We start from the raw sequence: 26,486 nt of genomic DNA, 5'->3' as shown, positions 1-26,486 counted from the left end.
CAGTGACTATTCCCTGCCCTCAGCCGAAACGCCGCAGGATGCGGATCGCGGAGCGAACGAAGCGATTTCGCGCCAGTGGAGAATAATAGGAGATCGCCGCCTGTTTTCCAATCTCGGAAAGGGTGGGATAGGGCGCGACATAGTCGCGAAAATTCTTGAGTGTCAGCCGGTTGGCAATGGCGAAGGCCCAAAGGTTAATCATCTCGCCCGCACCGGCGCCGGCGATCCCGGCGCCGAGAATGCGCCCGCCGCGGCCGGCCACGACCTTGACCATCCCCCGGCCCAGGCCGTCCGTTCGGGCCCGGTCGTTTCCTGCCAGGTCCCAACGGACCACGTCAATCGCGCTAAAGCTTGCGCGCGCCTCCTCCTCAGTCGGTCCAACCTGGGCAATTTCCGGGTCCGTGAAGGTGACCCGGGGAACGATGTCCCGGATTTCGTGCGCCGGCAGTCGAAAGAGGATTTGCTGCAGGACGAGCCGGGCATGATAGTTCGCGGCATGTGTGAATTGCAGGCCGCCGGCCGCGTCGCCGATCACATAGACGCGGCGGTTGCTGGTGCGCAGGTCAGCGCCGACGAAAATCCGCTGCGCATCGTGGCGGATCCCGGCCGCACCAAGGTTCAGGGCCGCATGATTCACGGTGCGGCCCGCGGCAAGCAGCAGATCGCTGCCATCGATGTCGAAGGCGGCATTTTCGCCCACGCAATGCAGCCGGATCCCCTTGCCATCGCGCTCGACCGAGCGAATGTCGGTCCTCTCGTGCAGCACTGCGCCTTCAGCGCGGACGGCATCGAGCACGATCGCCTTCAGTTCCGGGTCCTCCCTCGACAAGGCGTCCGCCCTCTCGACGACCGTGATGCTGGCTCCCAATCGGCAATGGGCCTGCGCCATCTCGAGACCGAACGGCCCGGCGCCGATGATGACGAGATGGCGCGGCAGAGGGGTGAAGTCGAACAGCGATTCGTTGGTCAGGAACGGCGTCTCCGCCAGGCCGGCGATCGGCGGAATGGCGGGCGAGGAGCCCGTGGCGATGACGAAGCGCCGGGCGCGGATGAGATGATCGCCGGCGGCGACGGTTCGGCCGTCGACGAAGCGGGCCGGCTCCTGGATGACCTCTACGCCAAGGCCGGAGAAGCGCTCGACCGAATCATGCGGCGCGATGCCCTCGATCACCGAGCGGATGCGCGCCTGCAGCCTTTCGCCGTCGATGAAGGGCTCCGCCGACAGGAGGCCGAATTCGCCGGCCTGGCGCATCGCCTGCGCCCGTCTTGCCGCCGCGATCAGCGCCTTCGAGGGCACGCAGCCGTAGTTCAGGCAGTCGCCACCCATCTTGCCCTGTTCGACGAGAACGACCGGAACGCCGAAGGCGGCCGCACCGGCGGCGAGCGACAGGCCGGCCGCCCCGCCCCCGATCACGCAGATGTCCGGATTAAGAAGCTTCCCCACGCCGCCCGCCTTCCCGCCATCAGCCTTGTCGACGTGACTTTATTAGCCTGTAGGCCAGAGGCAATGCCGCAAGAAGGGCCAGCGCGAGAAGGGCGAGCGAAATTTCCTTGGTGGCGAAATCCGAAAGCGACAGCGCGTGGCCGCTCTCGCCGGCGCGGGCGATCACGTCATCGAGTTCGCAGCCCAGCCACGCATAGGCAAAGGTAGCCGGAACGATGCCGATGAGGGTGGCGGAAACAAAGGTGCGCAGCTTCACGTCGAAGAAGGCCGGCGCGATATTGACGATGAAGAAGGGAAAGATCGGCGCCAGCCGCAAGACCAGCAGGTAGAGGAATGCATTGCGCCGGAATCCTCCCGCGAGGCGCTCCAGAAAGCGTCCGGCACGCCGGCGCAAGAGATCGGCGAGGACGCCGCGCGCCGCGAGGAACAGGAGGCTCGAGCCCAAGGTAGCGGCAAGAACAGTGATCGCGCCGCCGAGGAAGGGGCCGAACAGAAAGCCGGCGGCAATCGTCAGCACCGACGCCGCGGGGATTGAGAAGACCACCGCCGCGACATAGAGGACGAAGAAGGCGAGGCCCGAGCGAAGCGGAAAGGCGTCGACATGGAGGCTCAGCGCCTCCTGATGACGGACGAGCGCCGACAGCGAAACATAGTTCTGCAGCCCGAGGGCGTAGGCGGCCACTCCGCCCGCAAACAACAGCGCCAGCGGCACGACCCGCCAGCGCGACGACCGGCCCCCTCCAAAAACATCGTCCTTCCGGCCCGGCGACACTCTCAGGGCCGCTCCTTCTTCCGCCCTGTTGCTGACATCCTGGCTCATGAACTTTGCTTTCGACGAGACTTGCTCCTGACTTAAAAGGACTCCGAGCCGCGGACCAGTAAAGAATGGTCGCGCCCTCAAACGTCACTGTGAAAGGGCGGCGATGACAACTCACTTTGCCGTGAGACGAAAAGAGCCCGCGGCCGGCGGCCGGCGGCTCCTTGAGATCGCTCGGGTCTGCCGTGCCGACGCTTGCAGCGCCGCGCGTCTTTTCAGACGCGCAAAAGACGCTGTAACACTTGAACATCGTGCTTTCCGAAAATCGCCTCCGATTTTCGGGCCGATGCGCTAGAACTCTTCCCATTCGCTGCGGGCGGCGGCGGCCGAGCCGCCGCCGAAGGCGCGGGCGACCGTTCCGATCATGCGGCGGGCGGGCGAAGCGACCGGGCGGCTCGTCTCCCTGGCCGGGCTGGCTGCACGCGCCGGCTCGCGCTCGACCTTGAAATAGGTGATGAGCGTGGCGAGAGCGTTCGCTTCGGCGGAAAGCTTGTGCGTCGCCGCATTCGCCTCCTCGACCATTGCGGCGTTGCGTTGCGTCACCTGATCCATCTGGTTGACGGCGGTACTCACCTCGCCGAGCCCTGTCGACTGCTCGCGTGCGGCGGTGGCGATCGAATGGATGTGATCGTTGATCTTCAGCACCCGCGTCTCGATCTCACCGAGCGCGGCGCCGGTCGCCTGCACCAGCTTGACGCCGGTCGCCACCTCGCTGCCGGATTTCGAAATGAGCGCCTTGATGTCCTTGGCGGCGCTGGCGGCGCGTTGGGCGAGTTCGCGGACCTCCTGCGCGACGACCGCGAAACCCTTGCCGGCGTCCCCCGCCCGGGCCGCCTCGACGCCCGCATTCAGCGCCAGCAGGTTCGTCTGGAAGGCGATCTCGTCGATGACGTTGGTGATCTGGCCGATCTCACTCGAAGCCTGCTCGATGCGCCCCATCGCCTCGATGGCATTGCGGACAACCGAGGCGGATTCGGCGGCGTTTTCCTTCGCCTCGGTCACCATGACGGTGGCCTCATGCGCCCGCTCGGTGGAACTCTTCACCGCCGCGGTGATCTCGTCGAGGGCGGCGGAGGTCTCCTCCAGCGCGGCCGCCTGCTGCTCGGTCCGCTTCGACAGGTCGTCGGCTGCCGAGCGCAACTCGGACGCGTTGCCGTTGATCGAATCCGTCGCCGAACGCACCTCGCGCATGGTCTTCTGCAGGGTCGAGAACGTCTCGTTGACATTCTTCTGCAGTTCGGCGAAGGCACCCTGGAAGCGGCCGTCCATGCTTTGCGTCAGGTCGCCGGCGGCAAGGCTCGCGATCACCCGACGCGTTTCGGCGATGCCGCTGTCGACGCTGCCGACGAGCTCGTTGACGCTGGCGGCGAAGCGGTTCAGATCGTCGTTGTCGTAATCCTTGCCGATGCGCTGGGCGAAGTCGCCGGCGGCCGCGGCCGCAACGACGATGCCGATGCTCGACTGGAGGTCGGCGCTCTTTTCGCGCAGCGCCGCTTCCTGGGCATTCAACTCGCGCACGGCGAGCCCGTTCTGCTTGAAGACTTCGACGGCCGCCGCCATGTCGCCGATCTCGTCCTTGCGCCCGGCAAAGGGCACATCGACCAAGAGGTCGCCGCTGGCCAGCAGCTTCATCCGGCCGGTCAAGTCGACGATCGGCCGGCTGAGATGATTGGTGCCGATATAGAAGGCCGCACCTATGCCGGCAGCCATGCCGAGGCCGGCCATGCCGAGGAGGACGAGAACGACGGCGTCTTCGAAGGCGGCGATTTCATCGTTGATGGCTTGAAGCGACTCACGGTCGGCGTCGACGACGACGTCGATCTCCGCCTGGAAAGCCTTGCGGTTGGCGCGGTTCGCCTCGTTGTTACCCTGCTCGTTGGCGGCCTGCGGCGAGACCTCCCGGCCGAGCCGCGCGGTTTCGGTGCGGAACGTCTTGAATTCCTCGGCCCGTTTGGCGACCGCATCGAAGGCCGGCAGCCTGTCGGCCGGAACCAGCGGCCGCCAATCCTTCAGCAGCGCGTCGATCTTGTCGAGGTTCTTGAGGATGCCTTCGGCGAAAGGGGTTGCCTTCTCGATCGTCGGTGCGGCGTAGACGCCGCGCGACTCCATCACCACGGCCGTGACCAGGCGATTGAGCCGCTCGCCCTTGAAGCTCCGTTCGGACGCGTTCTGGAGTTGCTGAAGCTCGTCGTTGTATCTGGATACGATCATCAACGACATGCCGGTGATGGCGATCGCCAGCAGGCCCATGATGCCGACGATCAGGTAGATCTTTCCGCGAATTCTCATTTCCTGCTCTCCTCGCCGCAGCCACTCACGCCTAGCGAGCATGGGCACGCGGTATACACGTTTCAGTAAATTCTAAAATACCGGAGGTTAACAAAGACCTCAGCATTTCATGAAATGTGCCGGAACGAGGCGTCTCCCTGATCGATATCGCCTTCTGCTCGGCTTTGCGCGGGGGAAAAGTGGCGGGAATTGACTTTACCGGACATTTGTCCTTATAAGCCGCGCACGTCCGGTCAAGCCGCGCGAAAGCGGAGCCATGCCCGGTAACGTAAACGCTCTTGCAAATTGCAAACCCAAGAAGGGCCGCACACCGCGGTATTAAAATAAATGAAGCGTACCTACCAACCGTCCAAGCTTGTTCGCAAGCGCCGTCACGGCTTCCGTGCACGCATGTCCACCAAGGGTGGCCAGAAGGTCCTCGCAGCCCGCCGGGCTCGAGGCCGCAAGCGTCTTTCGGCCTGAGCCGAAGCTGCCCGAAAGCATTGTTTGGGCACATGACGTCAGAAAAAGACAAGACCACTGTCGGACGGCTGAAAAGCCGTCCGCAGTTTTTGGCGGTCAGGGCGGGAGAAGCCCGAAAAGGGCCGCACTTCCTCCTTGAAGTGCTTGACCGGGACGATCCGGAAGGCGAGGCCCGCGTCGGCTTCACCGTCACCAAAAAACACGGCAATGCCGTCGAGCGAAACCGCATGCGCCGACGCCTTAAAGAAGCCGTGCGGCTGTCCGCCGGGTTTGCAATGAAACCCGGACACGACTATGTGATTGTCGCCCGACGCGATCTCCTGAATGCACCTTTTGACGCATTGACCCGGGCGCTCAAGGATCGCATCGAAAACAAGCCGAAACCGAAACGGCCGCCGGCCGGTTCCAGGAAACCATGATGGAAAACAACCGCAATTATTTCGTGGCGATAGCGCTCTCGGTGCTGATCCTCGTCGCTTGGCAGTTCTTCTATGTCAATCCACGGATGGAAAAGGAGCGGATCGCTGCGGAAAATGCCCAGCAGACGCAGCACGCGCAGCCCCAGCAGGGCGGCGAGCCCGCCGCGCCCGGCCAGGCACTGCCGGGCGGCGCGGTCCCCGGCGAAAGCCGCGATCAGGCGGTCGCCAAGTCTGCACGCGTGGCGATCGACACGCCGGCGCTTTCCGGCTCCATCAACCTGACCGGCGCCCGTTTCGACGACCTGAAGCTCAAGGGGTACCACGAGACAGTCGACCCGAAGAGCCCGGTCATCACCCTTTTCAGTCCGGCAGAAACCGCCGACGGCTATTTCACCGAGATCGGCTATATCGGCAGCGACGCGACCGGCTCGGTGCCGGGCCCGCAGACAGTGTGGACGCTCTCGGGCGGCGACAAGCTGACGCCGGCAACGCCCGTCACGCTCACCTACACCAACGACAAGGGCATCACCTTCGCGAGGACCATCTCGGTCGACGATCGCTATATGTTCCAGGTCGTCGACAGCATCAAGAACGCGGGCTCCGCGCCGGCCTCGCTTTCCTCCTACGGCCGGGTGACCCGCTTCAACAAGCCGACGACTCCGAGCATCTACGTGCTGCACGAGGGCTTCATCGGGGTCGCCGGCGAGAACGGCCTGCAGGAAGTCGGCTATTCGAAGGTCGAGGACGACCAGCCGGTCGAACCGGGCAAATCGACCGGCGGCTGGCTCGGCATCACCGACAAGTACTGGGCTGCGACGATCGTGCCGCCGCAGCAGACGCCCTTCGACATTCGCTTCTCTCACTTCGCCGATGGCCGCCCGCGTTACCAGAGCGATTACAAGAGCGATGCGATCACCGTCGCCCCGGGGCAGGCCGCGGAGGTCAAGAACCTTGTCTTCGCCGGCGCCAAGGAAGTACCGGTCGTCGACAATTATGAAGTGGCCTACGCGATTCCCAATTTCGACAAGCTGATCGACTGGGGCTGGTTCTACTTCATCACCAAGCCGATGTTCAAAATGATGGACTTCTTTTTCCGTCTGTTCGGCAATTTCGGCATCGCGATCCTGATCACCACGATCGTCGTCAAGCTGATCTTCTTCCCGCTCGCCAACAAGCAATATGCCTCAATGGCAAACATGAAGAAGGTCCAGCCGAAGATGGAGGAACTGAAGAAGAAGTTCGGCGACGACCGCATGGGGCTGCAGCAGGCGATGATGCAGCTCTACAAGGACGAGAAGATCAACCCGCTGGCGGGCTGCTGGCCGATCCTCATCCAGATCCCGGTGTTCTTCGCGCTCTACAAGGTGATCTACGTCACCATCGAGATGCGTCACGCGCCGTTCTTCGGCTGGATCAGGGATCTCTCCGCCCCCGATCCGACGACGATCGTCAATCTCTTCGGCCTGCTTCCCTTCGACGGGCCGGCCTTCCTGCATCTCGGCATCTGGCCGATCGTCATGGGCATCACGATGTTCCTGCAGATGCGCATGAACCCGACGCCGCCGGATCCGACCCAGGCGATGCTGTTCACCTGGATGCCGCTGGTCTTCACCTTCATGCTGGCGTCCTTCCCGGCGGGTCTGGTGATCTACTGGGCCTGGAACAACACCCTGTCGATCCTTCAGCAGGGAATCATCATGAAGCGCCAGGGCGTGAAGATCGAGCTCTTCGACAACCTGAAGGGGATGTTCGCCAAGAAACCCAAGCCGGCGGAATAGCCGGCACTTTGCTCCCCTGCGCCAGTTTGCGGCCCCGGATCACAAAGATCCGGGGCTTTCTCATTTCCCGTGAGAGGAACCGCCGCGGCGGCCGAAGGTGCGGCTGCGCTTGACAAGCGGGGCCAAAAGCCCGATGCCGGCCCGGCAAAGAGGAAGGTCAGGACATGTCCGGGAAGAACAATCAGAACGCCTCGAGTGTCTTCGGCCGGCCATGGATCTTCATCCGCGGCGTGCCGGCGATGAAATTCCTGCCGCCCGAGGGCCCGGTCGAGATCGCCTTTGCCGGACGTTCCAATGTCGGCAAGTCCTCTCTGATCAATGCGCTCGTCGGACACAAAGGGCTCGCCCGCACCTCCAACACGCCAGGCCGCACCCAGGAACTCAACTATTTCGTGCCCGACGGCTATTCCGGCGAGGCCGATGATCTGCCGCCGATGGCGCTCGTCGACATGCCCGGCTACGGCTACGCCCAGGCGCCGAAGGAGCAGGTCGATGCCTGGACGAAACTCGTCTTCGACTATCTGCGCGGCCGCTCGACGCTGAAACGCGTCTACCTGCTGATCGACGCACGCCACGGCATCAAGAAGAACGACGAGGAAGTGCTGTCGCTCCTCGACAAGGCGGCGGTCTCCTACCAGATCGTGCTGACCAAGGCCGACAAGATCAAGGCCGCCGGCGTACCGCGGCTGGTCGCCGAAACGCTCGAGAAAATCAAGAAGCGGCCGGCCGCCTATCCCGAGGTGTTGTCGACCTCGTCGGAGAAGGGCGCCGGGATCGAAGATCTGCGCACGGCGATCGAGCAGGCCGTCCTGCGCTAAAACCGTCATGCGCGGCACCGGTCGCCGGTGCCGCCAAAGACATCTGCCGCAACTCACTACCCGGCGACTTCGGCCGCTCTATCTCCTCGCTGGCGACGACAGGTGCTCGTCGCCTCACGGTCAGAGGAGAGAGAGAGATGTCCGACTTGATTGTCATTGGTTTCGACACGCCGGAGGAGGCCGACCGGGTCCTCCTGAAGCTCCACAGCCTGAAGAAGGAATATCTGATCGATCTCGAAGACGCGGTCGTCGTGGTGCGCGACGCCGAAGGCAAGGTGCATTTGAAGCAGAGCCTCAATCTCACCACCGTCGGTGCCGCCTCGGGTCTTCTGTCAGGCTCGCTCTGGGGTGGACTTGTCGGCTTGCTTTTCCTGAACCCGCTCGCCGGCTTTGCCATCGGCGGCGCGCTCGGCGCAGGCGCCGGAGCCCTCTCCGGTTCACTTGCCGACTACGGCATCGACGACGAATTCATCAAGTCGCTCGGCAGCACGATCCCGAACAATTCGTCGGCCCTTTTCATCCTAGTGCGCAAGGTGCAGCCCGAGAAGGTTCTGGCCGAACTCTCGGGGCTTCGCGGCCGCGTATTGAAGACTTCGCTCTCGCCGGAGCAGGAGCAGAAACTGCAGGCCGCCCTCTCCGAGGCACAGACGCCGTCGCCGCAGGCGGGGAGCTTTTAACTCTTCAGTTGATGAAGAAACCCCCACTCCCAGCCGCGGCGTGTGCGCGTCCAATTGGACGCGCGGCGCTGGAGAAGGTTGCGGCAGCCGGATGAAGGTCTAAAAGCATTGCCGGCATGTCTCGCGAGGTCAGCGATAGCCGGCAGTGCCGCGGGCGAGGAATGGGCCGCTCGGCAAGCCGGTCGGTGAACCGCCGCGCGGCTCGAGGCTGACGGCAAGCGTCGAGCCTTCGGTTATCTTCGTCCGCATGGCAGGAGGAACCCGGAACTCGCCTTCGCCGGACTGCGGCAACACTCCGAGGGAGATCGCCGGGTCGCTGCCCCGCAGCAGCCAGAACTCGAGGGATCTTTCGCCGTCACCGCCTGCCGCGACCGGCGTCAGGCGCAATCGCCCGGAGCCGACATCGAAGGTTGCGACGAAACCGATCGCATTGCCCTCGCCCGAAAGCTCGGCCAGCAACGGCCGACCGCCCGATCCGCCGCCGAACAGCCCCGCCAAAGAGACCACCAGGACCGCGACGGCGGCCAGCGAGGCAAAGGCGAGGCTGCGCCAGAACGACAAGGAATCCCACAATCCGATGGAATCGTCGGCCCCCGCCTGAGCCTCGAACGCCCGGTGCTCGGCGGTAGGCAAGGCGCGCGCCTGCGCGATCGTTTCATAGGCCGTATCGAAAGTGGCGAGATTGTTGCGCCAGCGGAGAACCATTGCCGCAAAATCCCTATCCGTCGCCATGCGCGCTTCGACCTTGCGGCGGTCCTCGGCGGACAGGACGCCCAACACGTATTCCCCGGCGATCACCTCATCGCGGCGAGAATCCCCGCTCTCGGGCTTCTGCGTGGTCATCGTTCCATGTTCTCTCACATTCGAGAGATTGCACCGTAGCAGGATCGGTCAAATCACAAATCTCGTCAATCGTGCAGGCGGCCGGTTTTTCGCCATGGACCGGCGCCAATCTTCGGCGACTTGTGTTGCCTGGATCATTCCATCAGCGGGCAACATGCGCTAGATAGCAGCCGGTATATTTCGAGGGTCGCCATGTCCGCATCAGAAAGTGAAATCCAGGCACGCCTGCTGGCTCAGGCCCTGCCCTACATGCAGCGCTACGAGAACAAGACGATCGTCGTCAAATATGGCGGCCATGCCATGGGCAATCCCGAGCTCGGGCGCGCCTTCGCCAGCGACATCGCGCTTCTGAAGCAGTCCGGCGTCAACCCGATCGTCGTCCACGGTGGCGGCCCGCAGATCGGCGCCATGCTCAACAAGATGGGCATCGAATCGAAGTTCGAGGGCGGCCTGCGCGTCACCGACGAGAAAACCGTCGAGATCGTCGAAATGGTGCTCGCCGGTTCGATCAACAAGGAGATCGTCGCGCTCATCAACCAGACCGGCGAATGGGCGATCGGCCTTTGCGGCAAGGACGGCAACATGGTCTTTGCGGAAAAGGCGCGCAAGACCATCAAGGACCCGGATTCCAATATCGAACGCGTCCTCGATCTCGGCTTCGTCGGCGAAGTGGTCGAAGTGGACCGCACGCTCCTCGATCTGCTGGCGCGCTCGGAAATGATCCCGGTGATCGCGCCGGTGGCCCCCGGCCGTGACGGCCATACCTACAACATCAACGCCGACACCTTCGCAGGCGCGATTGCCGGCGCGCTCAACGCGACGCGCCTCCTGTTCCTGACCGACGTTCCGGGGGTTCTCGACAAGCAGGGCAATCTCATCAAGGAGCTTTCGGTCGCCCAGGCGCACGCGCTGATCGCCGACGGCACGATTTCCGGCGGCATGATCCCCAAGGTCGAGACCTGCATGGAGGCGATCAAGTCCGGCGTCCAGGGCGTCGTCATCCTCAACGGCAAGACCGCTCATTCCGTGCTCTTGGAGATCTTCACCGAACGCGGCGCCGGCACGCTGATCGTGCCGTAAGGCGGCCGACTCGCGAGAATTGCCCCTCTCCTCGGGTTTAACCCGGGTTTAACCCGAGGACCAACCCCCTCCCCGCGCGCGGAGAGAGGGAACTGAGGCGGCGCGGCATACCCCTTCGCCCCGCTTGTGGCGAGAAGGTCGCGGCAGCGGGATGAGGGGCAGTTCCCTCTTACGAGCGCTTCCGCCCCGACCTACTTCCTAGGGCCCTCATACACCTTCTCCGCCTCGCCGCGCAGCCAGGCGATCATCGCCCGGTAGGGAAACGGTCCGTAGCTGACCCGAGCGACGCCCGCGGCGGCAAGCGTGGCGAGGTCCGGCGCGCCGGGCCGCATCATCACGTTCACCGGCAGCGGCGACGCAGCGCAAAGCTTGCCGATCAGGTCGACATCGACGAGCCACGGCGCGAAGAAGCCGCTCGCCCCCGCTTCGGCATAGGCCTTGGCACGGGTGATCGCACCCTCCAGCAAACCTGCATGGCGCGTCGTATCGTTTTCCTGCAGGAACAGGTCGGTGCGGGCGTTGATGAAGAGCGGCACGTTCTGGCGCTCCGCCATGTCGCGGATCGCCCGGATGCGGGCCGCCTGCTTGTCGATCGGATGAACCCCGCCCTTGCCGACGATCTGGTCCTCGAAATTGATGCCGATTGCACCGGCATCGATCAGTTGCGCCACATTGGCGGCACCCTGGGCCGGGTCTTCCGAATAGGCGCCTTCGAAATCGACCGACAGCGGCAGGTCGGTCGCCGCGACGATCTCGCGGGCGATCTCGACCAGCAATTGCAGCGGGATCTTCTGCCCGTCGCCGAAACCATGCGCGGCCGCCACCGACCAGCTCCCCGTGGCCAGCGCCTTGGCGCCGGCCTCGGCCACGCAATGGGCACTGCCCGCATCCCAGATATTGTAAAGAATGATCGGATCGCCCTTGCGGTGCAGCGCCTGAAAGGCACGCGCCCTTTCCTCCTGGTTCATCGCATCTCCTCCGTAAACAGTCCGACAGGTCTCATCTTTCCTTCATGCCGAAGCAGCCACTGCTTTCGCTCGAGGCCGCCACCGTATCCCGTCAGCGATCCGTCCGCGCCGACGCAGCGATGGCATGGGACAACGATCGCAATGCAGTTGGCGCCGTTGGCTCTCGCCACGGCCCGCACAGTCTCAATGGTAGCGACTTCCCGGGCAATGTCGCTATAGGATCGCGTCTCGCCGATCGGGATTTGCATGAGCCTCGCCCATACCTGCCGCTCGAAGGCGCTGCCGTCGAGAGCGAGCGGCGTCAGAAACTCACCGGACAGTCCGGCGAAATAGGCCTTGAGTTCCGTCTCGATCTGCTCGATGGGCGGCGTCCTGCCCGGCACGAGGGCCGACCGCGCCGTTCGCTTCAGCCTCTCCATCTCGGCGGGCAAAGCCTTGCGATCGTGGAACTCGAGCAAGTGCAGGTGCGTTTGGTCGGCGACCGCTACCATCGGCCCGAGCGGCGTGTCGATCCAATCGGCAAAGAGCAGTTCACGGCCCTGCGCCTTCGCCGGCGCCTCGCCGATCAGCCGCGCGAAGGCAGCGCGAAAACCGCTTGGCGACTCGTAGCCCGCATCGACCTGCGCCGCGATGACGCTCGCCCCGGCGGAAAGCTGCCGCGCAGCCTCCCCCATGCGCCGCTGGCGGGCGAGGTCGAGAAAGGTCACGCCGAGGCTTCGCTTGAACGTGCGGCGGACGGTCGACGGATCGAGACCGCGCCGCACGAGGTCGTCCTCGGTCCAGCGACGGTCCGGATGCCGATCGAGGAGCTTCAGCAGTTGTTCGACGAGCGGCTCCTTGCCGGCAGCCTGCTCCAGCGGCCGGCATCGCTCGCAGGGCCTGAAACCCGAATTGACGCAGGCCGCGATGCTGTCGAAAAACAGGGTGTTCTCCCGCTTCGGCTTGCGGGCCGGGCAGGAAAGCCGGCAGAAGATGCCAGTGCTCTTCACGCAGGCGAAGGCCTGGCCCTCATAGTCGGAACTGCGGGCCAGCAGCGCGTCGTAAAGGATGTCGTCGTTCGGCAAATCGAAAAGCATGCCCGCGTTGTAGCACCCTATGATTGAATCTTCCGCCGAAATTCGGGCGCTTATTCTACATCGGAATGCGCCGACTAGAGCACGAGCAGCATCACGACGCCGAGCACGATCAGCAGGCAACCGACGAGTTCGAGCCTGTTGATCCATTCGCGGAAGACGAAGAAGGACGAGGCGAAGGTGAACAGCATCTCGACCTGCGCCACCACCTTGACGATCGCCGCCTGCTGCAGCGTCATCGCCATGAACCAGCCGAAGGACGCCGAGGCGCCGACGAAGCCGACGATGAAGGCGGGCTTCCAGGCCGCGCCGATCCGCGTCAACTCGTCAGGCTCGCGGGCGACGATCCAAAGGAGCATGACGACGGTCTGCAGCAGGATGACGAAACCGAGCGTGAAGCTCGCCTGCATCATATAGTCCGGCGCCGGCAGGCTGGGCGCCAGCGCCAGCGAGGCCGAACGATAGGACACCGCCGAGAGCCCGAAGAACGTGCCGGAGAGCAGGCCGATCGCCGCGGTCGGGCTGAAGACCGAGGTCAGCAGCGACCGGGCGCTGAGCGTCGTGCGGGCAACGGAGATCAGCATGACCCCGACCACCGAGATGGCGATCGCCACCAGCGTCCCCTGGCTTGCCTTTTCGCCGAGAAAGATCAGCCCAAAGAGCGCCGCCTGGGCCGGCTCGGTGCGGGAATAAGCGGTGCCGACCGCGAAGTTGCGGAAGGAGAAGAGGTGAACGAGCAGGAATGTCGCGGCGATCTGCGCCAAACCGCCGATGATTGCCCAGATAAAGAAGGAGCCGTTCGGCACCGGCAGAGGGTGGCCCGAAACGCGCCAGAGCAGGAGGAGATAGAGGAGCGCGAAGGGCAGTCCGAAGCCGAAGCGCACGAAGGTGGCGCCGGTCGTGCCCATGGCGCCCTTCAGGTGCTTCTGGATGGAGGAGCGGATATTCTGCAGAAAGGCCGCGCCGATGGTGATGAGAACCCAGGTTTCCATGGTTGCGAGCTAGCACGCAGGTCAGGACATTGCCAAGAACTCCGTGGAGCTACGGTGTTTCGGTCCGCTTTTCCTGGACCTCCGCCAGATCGATGGCGTGACCGAATACGAGCGGCGGCCCGTCCTCCTCGAATGTCTTCACGCGCTGGTCGTAGCTCGGCGAGATCGTGCCCAGCACACGATCTTAGAACGAGAAATAGTTGCCGTAGTTGTACCGGAACCCCGAATGATGCTGGTCATGGAACGTCGTGGACAACAGAGGGGACGGATAACGCGTCGTCGATGAGGCGAAATACTCGAAGCCACAGTGCCCGAACATGCCGTTGAAATGCTCGAACAGTCTTTGTCCGATGAGAATCGCCGGCGGAAACGGAACGACGAAAACGATGACGGCTGAAAAGCCCTGCAATAGAAAATTGTCTAAGACATCCTCCGAATAGGTGCTCCAGATCGTTGGTGCGACACTTTTGTGATGGAGTGCGTGCAGGGGATAGAGCCACTTGGTGTGCAGCAGCCGGTGCATGAAATAGAACCAGGTATCGTAGAGGAACATGCACAGGACAAAGAGCGGCACCGCCGTCCACCAACTGAAGGCCCAGGGCGCCGGCGCGCAGCCCTTTTGCTGGGCGTAGAGGCCGATCGTCAGCGGCAAGCAGGCGCTGAACATCGACGCCAGGCTCTGGCGGATTTCCGCCTTGCGGCGCTTGTCGGAACCGCGCCCCTTCTGAATCTTCCGCTGAGGATTGCGGTCGTTGACCCAGGTCAGGCCGTAGCCGAGGGCGAAATAGGTAACGACCGTCGTGGCGTAGAATCCGAACAGAAACATGAGATAGAACAGTTCGTCCGACATCAGCACCTGCATCCCCCGAGCGAAAGCTGCGCCGGGCGGAAGATGCCATGCCTCTTTGACAATTCAAAGTAGAAATGTTCACGGCAGCAGGCGGGCCTCTGAGGCGCGGGACGCATTTTCTCGTTTGCCGCCGCCCATACCCATGTCATAACCCGCTCATGAAAAAGCTCGACCGCCTGCCGACCCACGCCGAATTCGCCCATGTCACCGAGTGGGTCTTCGATCTCGACAACACGCTCTACCCGCATCACGTCAATCTCTTCGCGCAGATCGACCGCAACATGACGGCCTATGTGGCCGAACTCCTGTCGCTCGAGCCCTCGGAGGCAAAGAAGCTGCAGAAGGAATATTACCGCGATCACGGCACGACCCTGCAGGGCCTGATGCTCCATCACGGCATCGATCCGAACGATTTTCTCGAACGGGCGCATGCGATCGACTACAGCGTGGTGCCGGCAAATCCCGATCTCGGCGAGGCGATCAAGGCACTCCCCGGCCGCAAGTTCATCTTCACCAATGGCAGCGTCGCCCATGCGCAGATGACGGCCCGCGCGCTCGGCATTCTCGACCATTTCGACGACATTTTCGACATCGTCGCCGCCGGCTACCTGCCGAAGCCGGCCGGCGATACCTACGACAAGTTCATGAGCCTGCACCGCGTCGACACGCAGCATGCAGCAATGTTCGAGGACCTGCCGCGCAACCTGCTGGTCCCGAAGGCCCTCGGCATGACGACCATCCTGCTGGTGCCGCGCAATCTCGAATATGAGTTCGCGGAAGCCTGGGAGACCTCCAGCGACGCCGACGAGCAGATCGATTACGTCACCGAGGATCTCGCCGGCTTCCTGCGCCGCGTGGTGGCGGCGGACTAAACGCCCGCCCGAACCCTACCGCCTGCCCGACGCCATAGGCACGGCGTGGGGATCCACCGACTCGTAGAAGCGGGCAATGATCTGCCACGCCTCTTCGGCGGTTTCCACGAAATGCAAGAGGTCGATATCGTTTGGGGCGATCGTGCCGAATTCGGCGAGCGCCTCGAAATTGATGATCGAGCGCCAGAACTTCTCGCCGAACAGAACGAGCGGCACGAGTGCCAGGCGACCGGTCTGCATCAGCGTCATGGTCTCGAACAGCTCATCGAGCGTGCCGAAGCCGCCCGGGAAGACCGCCACCGCCTTGGCGCGGAGCAGGAAATGCATCTTGCGAATGGCGAAATAGTGAAAGTTGAAGGACAGCTCCGGCGTGACGTAGCTGTTCGGCGCCTGCTCGTGCGGCAGGACGATATTGAGGCCGATCGACGGTGCGCCGACATCCGCGGCACCGCGGTTTCCGGCCTCCATGACGCCGGGACCCCCGCCGGTCACGATCACATATTCCTTGTGGCCGAGCTTGGCGGACTGCTCGGAACAAAGCCGCGCGAACTTGCGCGCCTCGTCGTAATAGACCGAAGCGGCTTCCAGGTTCTTGCGCTGCGTCTCGTTCTTGGCCGCCCAGGCTTCGCCGCCCGGTTCCGGAATGCGCGCGCCGCCGAACATGACGACGGTCGAGTTGATGCCGCGTTCCTCGAGCATCATCTCCGTCTTCAGAAGCTCGAGCTGCAGGCGCACGGGCCTCAGTTCCTCGCGGCACAGGAAATCGTCGTCGATATAGGCTAGCCGATAGGTCGGAGAGGCCGATTGGGGCGTCAGCGGAACGGTCGAGGCGCGCTGCCTGCTTTGCGAGCTGTCTGCCAGCGGATCCCAAACCCCGCCCTTGCCGCGCAAACTGCGCTTCTTCATGCGTCCCATATGTCCTCGTCCCGTCGTGTTCCGAACAGCCGGCACCTCGTCCGGACATGTCCTTTCATGCTTTTCAGCCATAAGTGCGTCTCTCTGCCGGAAACGGGCAGGCTTGCCAAGTCCCTCGTTCGGAGAGCGGGCCGAAAAGCCCTTCAACTTTTCGGACCCGGGCGCCGCAAGGATGCACTTTTTTCGGGCGTGAATGGGGGCTGCCGCCCTCTGAATTGCCCGCCAAATCCCTCCTTTAATCGGTTCCGATTCGAGGGATTATGCAGTAGAGCTTGCTGGACAACGCGAACATAAGGAAATCCGATGACGAACCACGACCTCGCCTCCCTGTCGCAGACGATCGAGACCGCCTTCGATGATCGCGAGGCCGTCAGCACAAGCACGCGCGGGCCGATACGCGACGCCGTAGAGACGGCACTGAACCTGCTCGACGGCGGCAAGGTGCGCGTCGCCGAACGCGGCGCCGACGGGATCTGGACCGTCAACCAGTGGCTCAAGAAGGCCGTGCTGCTCTCCTTCCGGCTGAACCCCATGGAGCTCGTCAAGGGCGGACCGGGCGAGTCGGTCTGGTGGGACAAGGTGCCGTCCAAATTCGACGGCTGGAGCGTCAACGAGTTCGAGAAGGCCGGCTTCCGAGCCGTGCCGAACTGCGTCGTGCGGCGTTCCGCCTATATCGCCCCCAATGCAGTCCTGATGCCCTCCTTCGTCAATCTCGGCGCCTATGTCGGCGAGGGAACGATGGTCGACACCTGGGCAACCGTCGGCTCCTGCGCGCAGATCGGCAAGAACGTGCATCTTTCCGGCGGCGTCGGTATCGGCGGCGTGCTCGAACCGATGCAGGCCGGGCCGACGATCATCGAGGACAATTGCTTCATCGGCGCCCGCTCCGAGGTCGTCGAAGGCTGCATCGTCCGCGAGGGCTCGGTCCTCGGCATGGGCGTCTTTATCGGCAAGTCGACGAAGATCGTCGACCGCGCCACCGGCGAAGTCATGTATGGCGAAGTGCCGCCTTATTCCGTCGTCGTCGCCGGCTCGATGCCGTCCGGCTCGACCATGGCCAACGGCCAGCCGGCGCCGAACCTCTACTGCGCCGTCATCGTCAAGCGGGTCGACGAGAAGACCCGGTCGAAGACCGGCATCAACGAACTGCTCCGGGATTGATCATGGCCGAGGAGGGGCGGCAGCCGAGCATGACCTGGCTGTTCTTCAGCCCCTCCGGCCGGATCGGCCGCCTGCCCTTCTTTCTCTCCTGGCTTTTCTGGTTCGTCGTCGGCGGCATCATCCTGATGCAGATGCTGAAATACGAGGACCAGGACGCGGCGCTGGCGCTCTGGACGCTGGCTGTGATCGGCTCCGGCATCGCCTCGACCATTTCGATCGCCATGCTGGCGATCAAGCGGCTGCACGATATCGGCTATCCGGGCCCGCTCGCGCTCTGCCTGTTCATCCCGGTATTGAGCCCCATCGTCTTCATCGCACTCTGTCTCTGGCCCGGCGCGCCAGGCGCCAACGAGTTCGGCGGGCGCCGCAACGGCCCCGCGCGTTGACCATCCGGCCCTGTACATTCCCTCTCCCAACGCGTATGTAGCCCCGCAAATGAACAGGGCCGCGACGTTGGCCGCGGCTATCGACGCCTGAGGACGACCCGACTTATGGTCCGCTCGTCTTCGGCGCGACGACCGAAATCCGAAAGACAGGACATGACAGAGTTCGAAGGGATCGCGCCCTCGATCGCCGCGGCATTGGCGAAACGCGGCTACAACACGCTGACACCGGTTCAGGAGGCGATGCGCGACCCGGCGCTCGACGGCGCCGACGCGCTGGTTTCCGCTCAGACCGGCTCCGGCAAGACCGTTGCCTTCGGCTTGGCGCTGGCGCCGACGCTGCTCGGAACGGCAAGGCAATTCGGCACTCCGGAGGCGCCGCTGGCGCTTGTCATCGCGCCGACGCGCGAGCTGGCCCTGCAGGTCAAGCGCGAGCTTGAATGGCTCTACGAGATTGCCGGGGCGACGATCGCGTCCTGTGTCGGCGGCATGGACATCCGCAGCGAACGACGCGCGCTCGAACGCGGCGCCCACATCGTCGTCGGCACGCCGGGCCGGCTCTGCGACCATATCCGCCGCGACTCGCTCGACATCTCGGCGCTGCGCGCCGTGGTGCTCGACGAGGCGGACGAGATGCTCGATCTCGGCTTCCGCGAGGATCTGGAATTCATTCTCGAGGCGTCGCCGCCCGAACGCCGCACGCTGATGTTCTCGGCGACCGTGCCGCGCTCGATCGCCACGCTTGCCAAGAACTACCAGCGCGACGCGGTGCGGATCGGGGTTGCATCCGAGCAAAAGCAGCACGGCGATATCGAATACCGGTCGCTTCTCGTCGCTCCGAGCGATCGGGAGAACGCCATCATAAACGTGCTGCGCTACTACGAAGCCCGCAACGCGATCGTCTTCTGCTCGACCCGCGCTGCGGTCAACCACCTGACGGCCCGCTTCAACAATCGCGGCTTCTCGGTGGTCGCGCTCTCGGGCGAACTCAGCCAGAACGAGCGCACCCACGCGCTTCAGGCGATGCGCGACGGCCGTGCCCGGGTCTGCATCGCCACCGACGTCGCCGCCCGTGGCATCGACCTGCCGGGCCTCGAGCTCGTCATCCATGCGGATCTGCCGACCAATTCCGAGACGCTTCTGCACCGCAGCGGCCGCACCGGTCGGGCGGGCCAGAAGGGCGTCAGCGCATTGATCGTACCGGTCAATCAGCGGCGGAAAGCGGAGCGGCTCCTGGATGGCGCCCGCATCACCGCCGCCTGGGCGAAGCCGCCGTCGGCAGAAGACGTGACAAGCCGCGACGACGAGCGTCTGATTGCCGACGCGGCCTTCGACGAGGCGCTGCGCGACGACGAGCAAGCGATCGTCGAGGCGCTGATCGCGCGCCATGGCGCCGAGAAGCTGGCCGCCGCCTTCGTGCGGCAGTTCCGCTCGCGGCACTCCGCCCCCGAGGAGCTCTCCGAGGTCTCGCTCGCGGACGATCGGAAGAAAAGCCGCCGCGACGGACCGGCTTTCACCGGCGACGAGGGCCCCGCGCCGCGCGCGGACTTCACAGACGGCCAGTGGTTCTCGCTCTCCGTCGGGCGCAAGCAGAACGCCGAACCGCGCTGGCTCATCCCGATGCTCTGCCGCCATGGCAAGCTCAGCAAGCGCGACATCGGCGCAATCCGCATGCAGCCGGAGGAAACCCATGTCGAGCTGACTGCCGAGGGCGCCGAGCGCTTCCTCTCCGCAATCGGCCCAAACCGGACACTGGAAAAGGGCATTCGCGTCAAGTCGCTGCCGGGCGCCCCGGACGGCTCGCGGTGGCGCGACGACAAGCAAGAATTCGCGAAAAAGCGGCCGCGGCCGGCAGAGGCTCAGCCGGAGCGTGGCCACAACGACTTTCAGCCGAAACGCAAGTACGAGAAGAAGCCGCCCGTCAGCCAGGACGCGCATCCGGAGAGGCGCGACGAAAAGGCCTGGAGCAAGAAGAAGGGGAAGCCTGACGCGAGAAAGGCGGCCGGCGACTTCAAGCCGAAAGCCAAGCGCAACAACGCCAAGAACCGGCAAGCCTGACTTCGCATTCTCGGGTTACGCGCCGTCGAGCTGCGATTGCGCGACCACTTTCACCACCCAGTCGGCGAAGACGCGCAGCCGGCTGCTCAAATGCCGGTTCGGCGGATAGACCAGATAGATCGGCATCGGGTCGACCTGCCAATCGGCGAGCACCGGGACCATGGTGCCGGCGCGGAGATCGTCGCGCACCATGAACTGCGGCGCCTGGATGACGCCCATCCCCGCCCTCGCGGCCGCGACATAGGTCGTCGCCTCGTTAGCTGCGACTGTATAGCGGCAATTGACCTCGATTTCCTCGCTGCCGCGCCGGAAGTGGAAGGGCATCTGCTGACCGGTGGTCGGCCGGAAATAGCCGACGGCATAGCAGTTCTTCTCGAGGTCGGAGGGATGCTGCGGCGCCGGGTGCCTTTCGAGGAAATCCGGCGTGGCGCAGGTGGTGAACTTCATCTCCGTGATGCGTCGGGCGATCAGCGACTGGTCCGTCAGCGCACCGCCACGGATCGCACAATCGACGTTCTCGGCCAGATAATCGACGTTGCGGTCGGACACGCCGAGATCGATCTGGATATCGGGGTACTTGCGGTGAAACTCAGGGAGCGCCGGAATGATGATCAGGTTGGCGAAGGCGCTCGCGGTTTCGACGCGCAGCCGGCCCTTCGGCAGGCTCTGGGCGCTCGACAGGCTGCCATCCAGTTCGTCGATGTCGGAGAGCAGGCGCGCGGCGCGTTCGTAGTAGAGCGCACCGTCCGGCGTTACCAGAACCCGCCGGGTCGTGCGATTGAGAAGCTTGGTGCGAAGATGCGCCTCCAGGCCTTGAATGAGATTGGTGACGGTCGCCTTCGGCATGTTGAGCGAGGCGGAGGCCCGGGTGAAATTGCCGGTCTCCACCACTCGAAGGAACACGCGCATGGCCGTAAGCTGGTCCATTTTCAATAGCCAATTGTTCGAAATACCGAATAGTGTAATCAGAACCCACTGACTATTCCAGAAGAAAGACAATGTTAGGATGTGACCGTCGCGGGTTGTCCCTCATCTAGGGATTCACCCATTTTCGAGGCAAGAGATGGACACGCATTTTACCGAAGAGACGATGCAGACGGGCCAGGGCTCGTGCCGCGCACGCGTCTACAAGGGTGCGTCGTTGCTCGCGCCGCCGCCGGTCGTCCTGCATCTGCACGGCGGAAGCTTCACGGGAGATTCGGTCGCGGCCGGAGAGAAGGTTGCCGGGGCCCTCGCCGCTGCCGGTGCGGTCGTCGTCTCGCCGGAATATCCGTCGGCCTGCCTCAACCCGTTTCCGGCGGCTCTCGACACCGCCTATGCCATGCTGGCTTCCATGCGCAGCCGCTGCCCGCAGTTCGCGCACAAGAAGTCGCTGCTGTTCGTCGCGGGCGAGGAGGCAGGCGGCAACCTCGCCGCCGGCTTGGCGCTGATGGCGCGGGACCAGTTTCTGACCGACCTCAAGGGCCAGATCCTGCTGTCACCGCTGCTCGACCCCTGCCTGGCGACGCCGTCGTTCCGCAAGTTCTGTCCGCAGAGCTCTGTCCAATCGATCGCCGACGGCTGGCAGCAATATCTCGGTGAAGGCAGCGGCCTGACCCACCCTTACGCGGCGCCCGGCCATTGCACCCGGCTCGGCGGTCTCGTTCCGGCCCTCGTGGTCACCAGCGAGGAGTGTCCGATGCGCGACGAGGCAAAGGCCTATGCCGAGCGCCTGCGCGCAGCCGGCGTTCCGGTGGAGATGCACGTCCTGCCCGGCCGTGCCGCCTGGGTCCCGGCCAATGTCTCGGCCCAGAAAAGCTGGCCCGAACAGGAAGAAATCATATCCGGCATTTTCTCCCGCTTCTTCGAGAAGGCGGGAGCGAAGGCCACACAGAAGTAAGCAGACATTTTTTAGAGCCGGCTCCCAACCGGCAAGGAGAGATCATGACGTCGAGCGTTACTCGCCGCGCCCTGTGGGGTGCCGGCCTCAGCATTCTATTGTCCGTCGCCGGCGGCGGTGCCGTCCTTCTCGGCCTGCCTGCCCGCCTGCAGGCGGATGCCACAACTGAAGCGGCGTCCGCCGCGCCGCCGGCCGTGCCGGTTTCCGTCGCCCAGGCGGAAACGCGCCGGATCACCACTTGGGAGAGCTTCTCCGGCCGGCTCGAGGCGATCGAGCGGGTCGAGGTTCGCCCGCGCGTCGGCGGGGCGATCCTTAGCGCCCATTTCCGGGAGGGTGCGCTCGTCGAGAAGGGCGACCTGCTCGTGACCATCGACCCCGAACCCTATGCGGCAGCGGTCGAGCGCGCGGAAGCGGAGGTGGCGGCCGCGGAAGCCCGGGTGGCACTCGCCAAGACCGAGCTCGAGCGCGGCCGCAAGCTGGTTTCCACCAGCGCCATTCCGCAGAGCGGCGTCGACCAGCGGCTCAGCGCCTATGACGAGGCGCAGGCGAATGTCCGGTCGGCCAAGGCGGCGCTGCGCTCCGCGCGGCTCGACCTGCAATATACCGAGGTGCGCGCCCCGATCAGCGGCCGTGTCGGCAGGCTCGAGGTTACGGCCGGCAACCTTGTCGCGGCGGGCTCCGCCTCGCCGGTGCTGACCACGCTCGTCTCGGTCGACCCGATCTATGCGAGCTTCAATGTCAGCGAGGAAGTGGTCGCGGCAGCGCTCGCCAAGCTCTCCGCTTCCGCCGGTGCCGAGTCGATCGAGCAAATACCCGTACAGATCGGCACCGCCGCCGACGAGGGCACGCCGATCAGCGGCCATATCCAGTTGATCAACAACGAGGTGGATGCGGCAACCGGCACGATCCGCGTGCGGGCGGCGCTCCAAAATGCCGACGGCCGGCTGATCTCGGGCCAGTTCGTCCGCATCCGCATCGGCGATCCGGCGCCGGCAGAGAAGCTGGTGATCAGCGACCGCGCCATCGGCTCCGACCAGGACAAGAAATTCGTGCTGGTCGTCGGCTCCGACAACAAGGTCGAATACCGGCAGGTCACCCTCGGACCGACGGCGGACGGCCTGCGGATCATCGAGACCGGCCTGAAGCCCGGCGAGAGCATCGTCGTCAACGGTCTGCAGCGCGTCCGTCCGGGCGTCGTCGTCGCGCCGCAGCCGGCCGAGCAGGCAACCGCGTCGATCGCGAAACCATAGTTAGGCGCGCCCTGCCGCTGAGAGGCAGGGAAGCGCTTAGACATCCAACGGCATGCATCGGCGCGCGGCGGACGCTTTTCCGCCGCAGAAGCTCTTTGTTTGCCTGAAGTTCCCAAGGGGGATCGTTATGAACTTCTCACGCTTTTTCGTCGACCGCCCGGTCTTCGCGGGCGTTCTCTCCGTGCTCATCTTCGTCGCCGGCCTGATCGGCATGACCGGCCTGCCGATCTCCGAATATCCGGAGGTGGTGCCGCCGCAGATCGTCGTTCGCGCCCAGTATCCGGGCGCCAACCCGGCCGTCATCGCCGAAACTGTCGCCACACCGCTCGAAGAGCAGATCAACGGCGTCGAAGGCATGCTCTACATGCAAAGCCAGGCGACCGCCGACGGGCTGATGACCCTTACCGTCACCTTCGAGCTCGGCACCGATCCGGACCAGGCCCAGCAGCTGGTGCAGAACCGCGTCTCGCAGGCCGAGCCGCGGCTGCCGGAGGAGGTGCGCCGGCTCGGCGTCACCACCGTCAAGAGCTCGCCCGACCTGACGCTCGTCGTGCACCTGATCTCGCCGAACGGCCAGTACGACATCAACTACCTGCGCAACTACGGCGTCCTGAACGTCAAGGACCGGCTGGCCCGCGTCGAAGGCGTCGGCCAGGTCCAGATCTTCGGCGGCGGCGACTATTCGATGCGCGTCTGGATCGACCCGGAAAAGGCCGCCGAGCGAGGCCTTGCCGCGAGCGACATCGCCAATGCAATCCGCGGACAGAACGTCCAGGCGGCCGCCGGCGTGATCGGCGCCTCGCCCTCCGTTGCCGGCCTCGACCTGCAGCTCTCCGTGAACGCCCAGGGGCGTTTGAGGACGCCTGAGGACTTTGCCGATATCGTGCTTAAGTCGGGCGCCAATGGCGAGATCACCCGCCTCGGCGACGTCGCCCGCGTCGAAATGGGCGCGGCGGACTACTCGCTGCGCTCGCTACTCGACAACAAGGCGGCCGTCGGCATGGGCGTCTTCCAGGCGCCGGGCTCGAATGCCATCCAGATTTCCGAAAACGTCCACAAGGCAATGGCCGAGCTGAAGCAGACCATGCCGGAAGGCGTCGACTACGAGATCGTCTACGACACGACGCAGTTCGTCCGGGCGTCGATCGAATCGGTCGTCCATACGCTGCTCGAAGCGATCGCGCTCGTCGTGCTCGTCGTCATCGTCTTCCTCCAGACGTGGCGCGCCTCGATCATTCCGCTGGTCGCGGTGCCCGTCTCGATCGTCGGCACCTTCGCGGTGATGTATGTCTTCGGCTTCTCGATCAATGCGCTCAGCCTCTTCGGCCTGGTGCTGGCGATCGGCATCGTCGTCGACGATGCGATCGTCGTCGTCGAAAACGTCGAGCGCAACATCTCCCAGGGTCTCTCGCCGGTGCAGGCGACATATCGCGCCATGCAGGAGGTGTCCGGGCCGATCATCGCGATCGCGCTGGTGCTCGTCGCCGTCTTCGTGCCGCTCGCCTTCATCACCGGGCTGACCGGCCAGTTCTACCGCCAGTTTGCGCTGACGATCGCGATTTCGACGGTGATCTCCGCCTTCAACTCGCTGACGCTGTCGCCGGCGCTCGCCGCCCTTCTCCTGAAGGACCATCACGCGCCGAAGGACCGCCTGACGCGCATCATGGACGCGCTGTTCGGCTGGTTCTTCCGCGGCTTCAACCGCTTCTTCGGGGCGAGCTCGGAAGCCTATGGCCGCGGCGTCGGCGGCATTCTGACGCGCAAGTCGCTGATCATGGGCCTTTACGTCGTCCTCCTCGGCGTCACCTTCGCGCTGTTCCGCTCCGTTCCTGGCGGTTTCGTGCCGGCGCAGGACAAGCAATATCTGATAGGTTTTGCGCAATTGCCGGACGGGGCGACGCTGGACCGCTCGGAGGACGTCATCCGGCGGATGAGCGACATCGCGCTGAAGCACCCCGGCGTCGAACATGCCATCGCCTTCCCGGGCCTGTCGATCAACGGCTTCACCAATTCCTCGAACTCCGGCATCGTCTTCGTGTCGCTGAAGCCATTCGAGGAGCGGAAGACGCCGGAACTCTCGGGCGGCGCGATCGCCATGCAGCTGAACCAGGAGTTCGGCGCGATCCAGGACGCCTTCATCGCCATGTTCCCGCCGCCGCCAGTTCAGGGGCTCGGCACGACCGGCGGCTTCAAGCTGCAGATCGAGGACAAGAATGGCCTCGGCTATCGGGCGCTGGACGACGCGGCCAAGGCCTTCCTGGCGCAGGCTGCACAGACACCGGAACTGGCCGGGCTCTATTCGAGCTACCAGATCAACGTGCCGCAGCTCTATGCCGATTTGGACCGCACCAAGGCGCGCCAGCTCGGCGTCGCGGTCACTGACGTGTTCGAGACGCTGCAGATCTATCTGGGTTCGCTCTACGTCAACGACTTCAACGCCTTCGGCCGCACTTACAGCGTGCGCATCCAGGCCGACGCGAACTATCGCAGCCACGCCGACGACATCGGCAAGCTGAAGGTCCGTTCGCAGTCGGGCGAGATGATCCCGCTGTCGGCGCTCTTGAAGGTGGAGCAGACGGTCGGTGCCGAGCGGGCGATCCGCTACAACGGCTTCCTCGCCGCCGACATCAATGGCGGCCCGGCACCGGGCTTCTCCTCCGGCCAGGCGCAGGCCGCCATCGAGCGAATCGCCGCCGAGACGCTGCCGCCCGGAATCTCCTACGAGTGGACTGATCTGACCTACCAGCAGATCCTCGCCGGCAATTCGGGCATCCTGATTTTCCCGCTGGCGCTGCTGCTCGTCTATCTGGTGCTCGCGGCGCAATATGAGAGCCTGTTGCTGCCGATCTCGATCATCCTGATCGTGCCTATGGGCATCATGGCGGCGCTCACCGGCGTCTGGCTGACCGGCGGCGACAACAACGTCTTCACGCAGATCGGCCTGATCGTGCTCGTCGGCCTCTCGGCGAAGAACGCGATCCTGATCGTCGAGTTCGCCCGCGAGCTCGAGTTGTCCGGAAAGAGCGCCGTCAGCGCCGCGATCGAGGCGAGCCGGCTGCGGCTCCGGCCAATCCTGATGACGTCGATGGCCTTCATCATGGGCGTCGTGCCGCTCGTCACTTCGACCGGCGCCGGTGCTGAAATGCGCTCGGCCATGGGCGTGGCGGTCTTTGCCGGCATGATCGGCGTCACCGCCTTCGGCATCTTCATGACGCCGGTCTTCTACGTGCTGATCCGCAAGCTCTCCGGCGAGCGGCCGCTGAAGCACGCGGGAGCGCATATCGAGGCGCCGCATCTCGCCCCGGGCGAATAGCCTTCTCCCGGAACACACATCCGACGGGCCGGACGATCGTCCGGCCCGTTGCGGTCTCCAAGCGCGTCGCCCTCTCATCGGGCGTGACAGCCGGGGAGCGATCGGATAAACCAGCAAACTCAGTTCCTTGGCCCACCGGCTCCGC

General features: G+C 64.4%; 24 protein-coding genes. 13 read left to right on the top strand and 11 right to left on the bottom strand.

Translation table 11 applies throughout. The annotated features are described in order from the left end of the window. Positions 1–19: 19 nt before the first annotated feature. The 3 genes from NXT3_RS02245 to NXT3_RS02235 all read right to left on the bottom strand — a co-directional run bounded on the left by NXT3_RS02245 (position 20) and on the right by NXT3_RS02235 (position 4,550). Positions 20–1,444 carry a dihydrolipoyl dehydrogenase family protein gene (locus tag NXT3_RS02245; protein WP_104838733.1) on the bottom strand — a complete coding sequence of 475 codons (1,425 nt, stop codon included), beginning with the start codon at positions 1,442–1,444 and terminating at the stop codon, positions 20–22. A 19-nt stretch (positions 1,445–1,463) separates the two neighbouring features. After that, a complete protein-coding gene (locus NXT3_RS02240) occupies positions 1,464–2,264 on the bottom strand; it encodes a TVP38/TMEM64 family protein (protein ID WP_104838732.1) in 801 nt (266 codons plus the stop codon). Positions 2,265–2,552: 288 nt separating this feature from the next. Then, entirely contained in the window at positions 2,553–4,550 is a 1,998-nt protein-coding gene (locus NXT3_RS02235; protein WP_097525572.1) for a methyl-accepting chemotaxis protein, read from the bottom strand. Between the two features lie 327 nt (positions 4,551–4,877). On the opposite strand from NXT3_RS02235, the gene rpmH reads away from it, so the two are divergent. The 5 genes from rpmH to NXT3_RS02210 all read left to right on the top strand — a co-directional run bounded on the left by rpmH (position 4,878) and on the right by NXT3_RS02210 (position 8,704). Beyond that, positions 4,878–5,012, top strand: coding sequence for a 50S ribosomal protein L34 (gene rpmH, locus NXT3_RS02230; RefSeq protein WP_012706673.1), 135 nt, complete (start codon positions 4,878–4,880; stop codon positions 5,010–5,012). A gap of 32 nt (positions 5,013–5,044) precedes the next feature. Then, on the top strand, positions 5,045–5,431 hold the full coding sequence (gene rnpA / locus NXT3_RS02225; RefSeq protein ID WP_083854109.1) for a ribonuclease P protein component: 387 nt from the start codon (positions 5,045–5,047) through the stop codon (positions 5,429–5,431). Next, complete coding sequence (gene yidC, locus NXT3_RS02220; RefSeq protein WP_199773318.1) at positions 5,431–7,209, top strand: membrane protein insertase YidC; 1,779 nt, start codon at positions 5,431–5,433, stop codon at positions 7,207–7,209. The genes rnpA and yidC overlap by 1 nt, the downstream gene beginning before the upstream one ends. Before the next feature lie 164 nt (positions 7,210–7,373). Further along, positions 7,374–8,027, top strand: coding sequence for a ribosome biogenesis GTP-binding protein YihA/YsxC (yihA, locus tag NXT3_RS02215; protein ID WP_037420653.1), 654 nt, complete (start codon positions 7,374–7,376; stop codon positions 8,025–8,027). A gap of 137 nt (positions 8,028–8,164) precedes the next feature. Continuing rightward, positions 8,165–8,704, top strand: coding sequence for a DUF1269 domain-containing protein (locus NXT3_RS02210; protein WP_037420656.1), 540 nt, complete (start codon positions 8,165–8,167; stop codon positions 8,702–8,704). A 129-nt stretch (positions 8,705–8,833) separates the two neighbouring features. Here NXT3_RS02210 and NXT3_RS02205 read toward each other — a convergent pair whose 3' ends face one another. After that, positions 8,834–9,547, bottom strand: a complete 714-nt coding sequence (locus NXT3_RS02205) for an anti-sigma factor (protein WP_104838730.1) — start codon at positions 9,545–9,547, stop codon at positions 8,834–8,836. Between the two features lie 192 nt (positions 9,548–9,739). Here NXT3_RS02205 and argB point away from each other — a divergent pair, with 192 nt between their 5' ends. Beyond that, entirely contained in the window at positions 9,740–10,627 is an 888-nt protein-coding gene (gene argB, locus NXT3_RS02200) for an acetylglutamate kinase (protein WP_097537764.1), read from the top strand. 191 nt (positions 10,628–10,818) lie between these two features. Here argB and NXT3_RS02195 read toward each other — a convergent pair whose 3' ends face one another. The 5 genes from NXT3_RS02195 to NXT3_RS02180 form a co-directional block, all read right to left on the bottom strand. After that, positions 10,819–11,595: an isocitrate lyase/PEP mutase family protein gene (locus NXT3_RS02195; protein ID WP_104838729.1), complete on the bottom strand. Its 777-nt coding sequence runs from the start codon at positions 11,593–11,595 to the stop codon at positions 10,819–10,821. After that, a complete protein-coding gene (locus NXT3_RS02190) occupies positions 11,592–12,671 on the bottom strand; it encodes a bifunctional transcriptional activator/DNA repair enzyme AdaA (protein WP_104838728.1) in 1,080 nt (359 codons plus the stop codon). Before NXT3_RS02190 ends, NXT3_RS02195 begins: the two co-directional genes overlap by 4 nt. A 74-nt stretch (positions 12,672–12,745) precedes the next feature. After that, positions 12,746–13,660, bottom strand: a complete 915-nt coding sequence (locus NXT3_RS02185; RefSeq protein ID WP_104838727.1) for an EamA family transporter — start codon at positions 13,658–13,660, stop codon at positions 12,746–12,748. A gap of 49 nt (positions 13,661–13,709) precedes the next feature. Further along, positions 13,710–13,838, bottom strand: coding sequence for a hypothetical protein (locus NXT3_RS32885; RefSeq protein ID WP_272939858.1), 129 nt, complete (start codon positions 13,836–13,838; stop codon positions 13,710–13,712). Positions 13,839–13,844: 6 nt separating this feature from the next. Then, positions 13,845–14,510, bottom strand: coding sequence for a sterol desaturase family protein (locus NXT3_RS02180; RefSeq protein ID WP_234828075.1), 666 nt, complete (start codon positions 14,508–14,510; stop codon positions 13,845–13,847). 158 nt (positions 14,511–14,668) lie between these two features. Here NXT3_RS02180 and NXT3_RS02175 point away from each other — a divergent pair, with 158 nt between their 5' ends. Continuing rightward, entirely contained in the window at positions 14,669–15,382 is a 714-nt protein-coding gene (locus NXT3_RS02175; protein WP_083854110.1) for a pyrimidine 5'-nucleotidase, read from the top strand. 15 nt (positions 15,383–15,397) lie between these two features. Here the strand turns inward: NXT3_RS02175 and NXT3_RS02170 are convergent, their stop codons facing one another. After that, positions 15,398–16,297, bottom strand: a complete 900-nt coding sequence (locus NXT3_RS02170) for an LOG family protein (protein ID WP_037378215.1) — start codon at positions 16,295–16,297, stop codon at positions 15,398–15,400. A gap of 303 nt (positions 16,298–16,600) precedes the next feature. Between NXT3_RS02170 and dapD the strand changes: the two genes are divergently transcribed. From dapD to NXT3_RS02155, 3 genes are all read left to right on the top strand, one after another. Further along, positions 16,601–17,458, top strand: a complete 858-nt coding sequence (gene dapD / locus NXT3_RS02165) for a 2,3,4,5-tetrahydropyridine-2,6-dicarboxylate N-succinyltransferase (protein ID WP_104838726.1) — start codon at positions 16,601–16,603, stop codon at positions 17,456–17,458. A 2-nt stretch (positions 17,459–17,460) separates the two neighbouring features. Further along, positions 17,461–17,844: a DUF805 domain-containing protein gene (locus NXT3_RS02160; protein ID WP_037420680.1), complete on the top strand. Its 384-nt coding sequence runs from the start codon at positions 17,461–17,463 to the stop codon at positions 17,842–17,844. A 153-nt stretch (positions 17,845–17,997) separates the two neighbouring features. Then, positions 17,998–19,899 carry a DEAD/DEAH box helicase gene (locus NXT3_RS02155; protein WP_104838725.1) on the top strand — a complete coding sequence of 634 codons (1,902 nt, stop codon included), beginning with the start codon at positions 17,998–18,000 and terminating at the stop codon, positions 19,897–19,899. Positions 19,900–19,914: 15 nt separating this feature from the next. On the opposite strand, the gene NXT3_RS02150 is transcribed toward NXT3_RS02155, so the two are convergent. Further along, entirely contained in the window at positions 19,915–20,826 is a 912-nt protein-coding gene (locus NXT3_RS02150) for a LysR family transcriptional regulator (RefSeq protein WP_104838724.1), read from the bottom strand. Between the two features lie 136 nt (positions 20,827–20,962). On the opposite strand from NXT3_RS02150, the gene NXT3_RS02145 reads away from it, so the two are divergent. From NXT3_RS02145 to NXT3_RS02135, 3 genes are all read left to right on the top strand, one after another. Then, positions 20,963–21,778, top strand: coding sequence for an alpha/beta hydrolase (locus NXT3_RS02145; protein ID WP_037420689.1), 816 nt, complete (start codon positions 20,963–20,965; stop codon positions 21,776–21,778). Between the two features lie 44 nt (positions 21,779–21,822). Further along, positions 21,823–23,028 (top strand): efflux RND transporter periplasmic adaptor subunit, encoded by a 1,206-nt coding sequence (locus tag NXT3_RS02140; protein WP_104838723.1) that lies wholly within the window; start codon positions 21,823–21,825, stop codon positions 23,026–23,028. A 127-nt stretch (positions 23,029–23,155) separates the two neighbouring features. Beyond that, a complete protein-coding gene (locus NXT3_RS02135) occupies positions 23,156–26,341 on the top strand; it encodes an efflux RND transporter permease subunit (RefSeq protein ID WP_037420842.1) in 3,186 nt (1,061 codons plus the stop codon). The last annotated feature ends 145 nt before the right edge of the window (positions 26,342–26,486 follow it).

The sequence above is a fragment of the Sinorhizobium fredii genome, from assembly GCF_002944405.1.
GTDB lineage: Bacteria > Pseudomonadota > Alphaproteobacteria > Rhizobiales > Rhizobiaceae > Sinorhizobium > Sinorhizobium fredii_C.
Note: the sequence above shows the minus strand (reverse complement) of the source record. Positions and strands in the feature narration are given on the sequence as shown.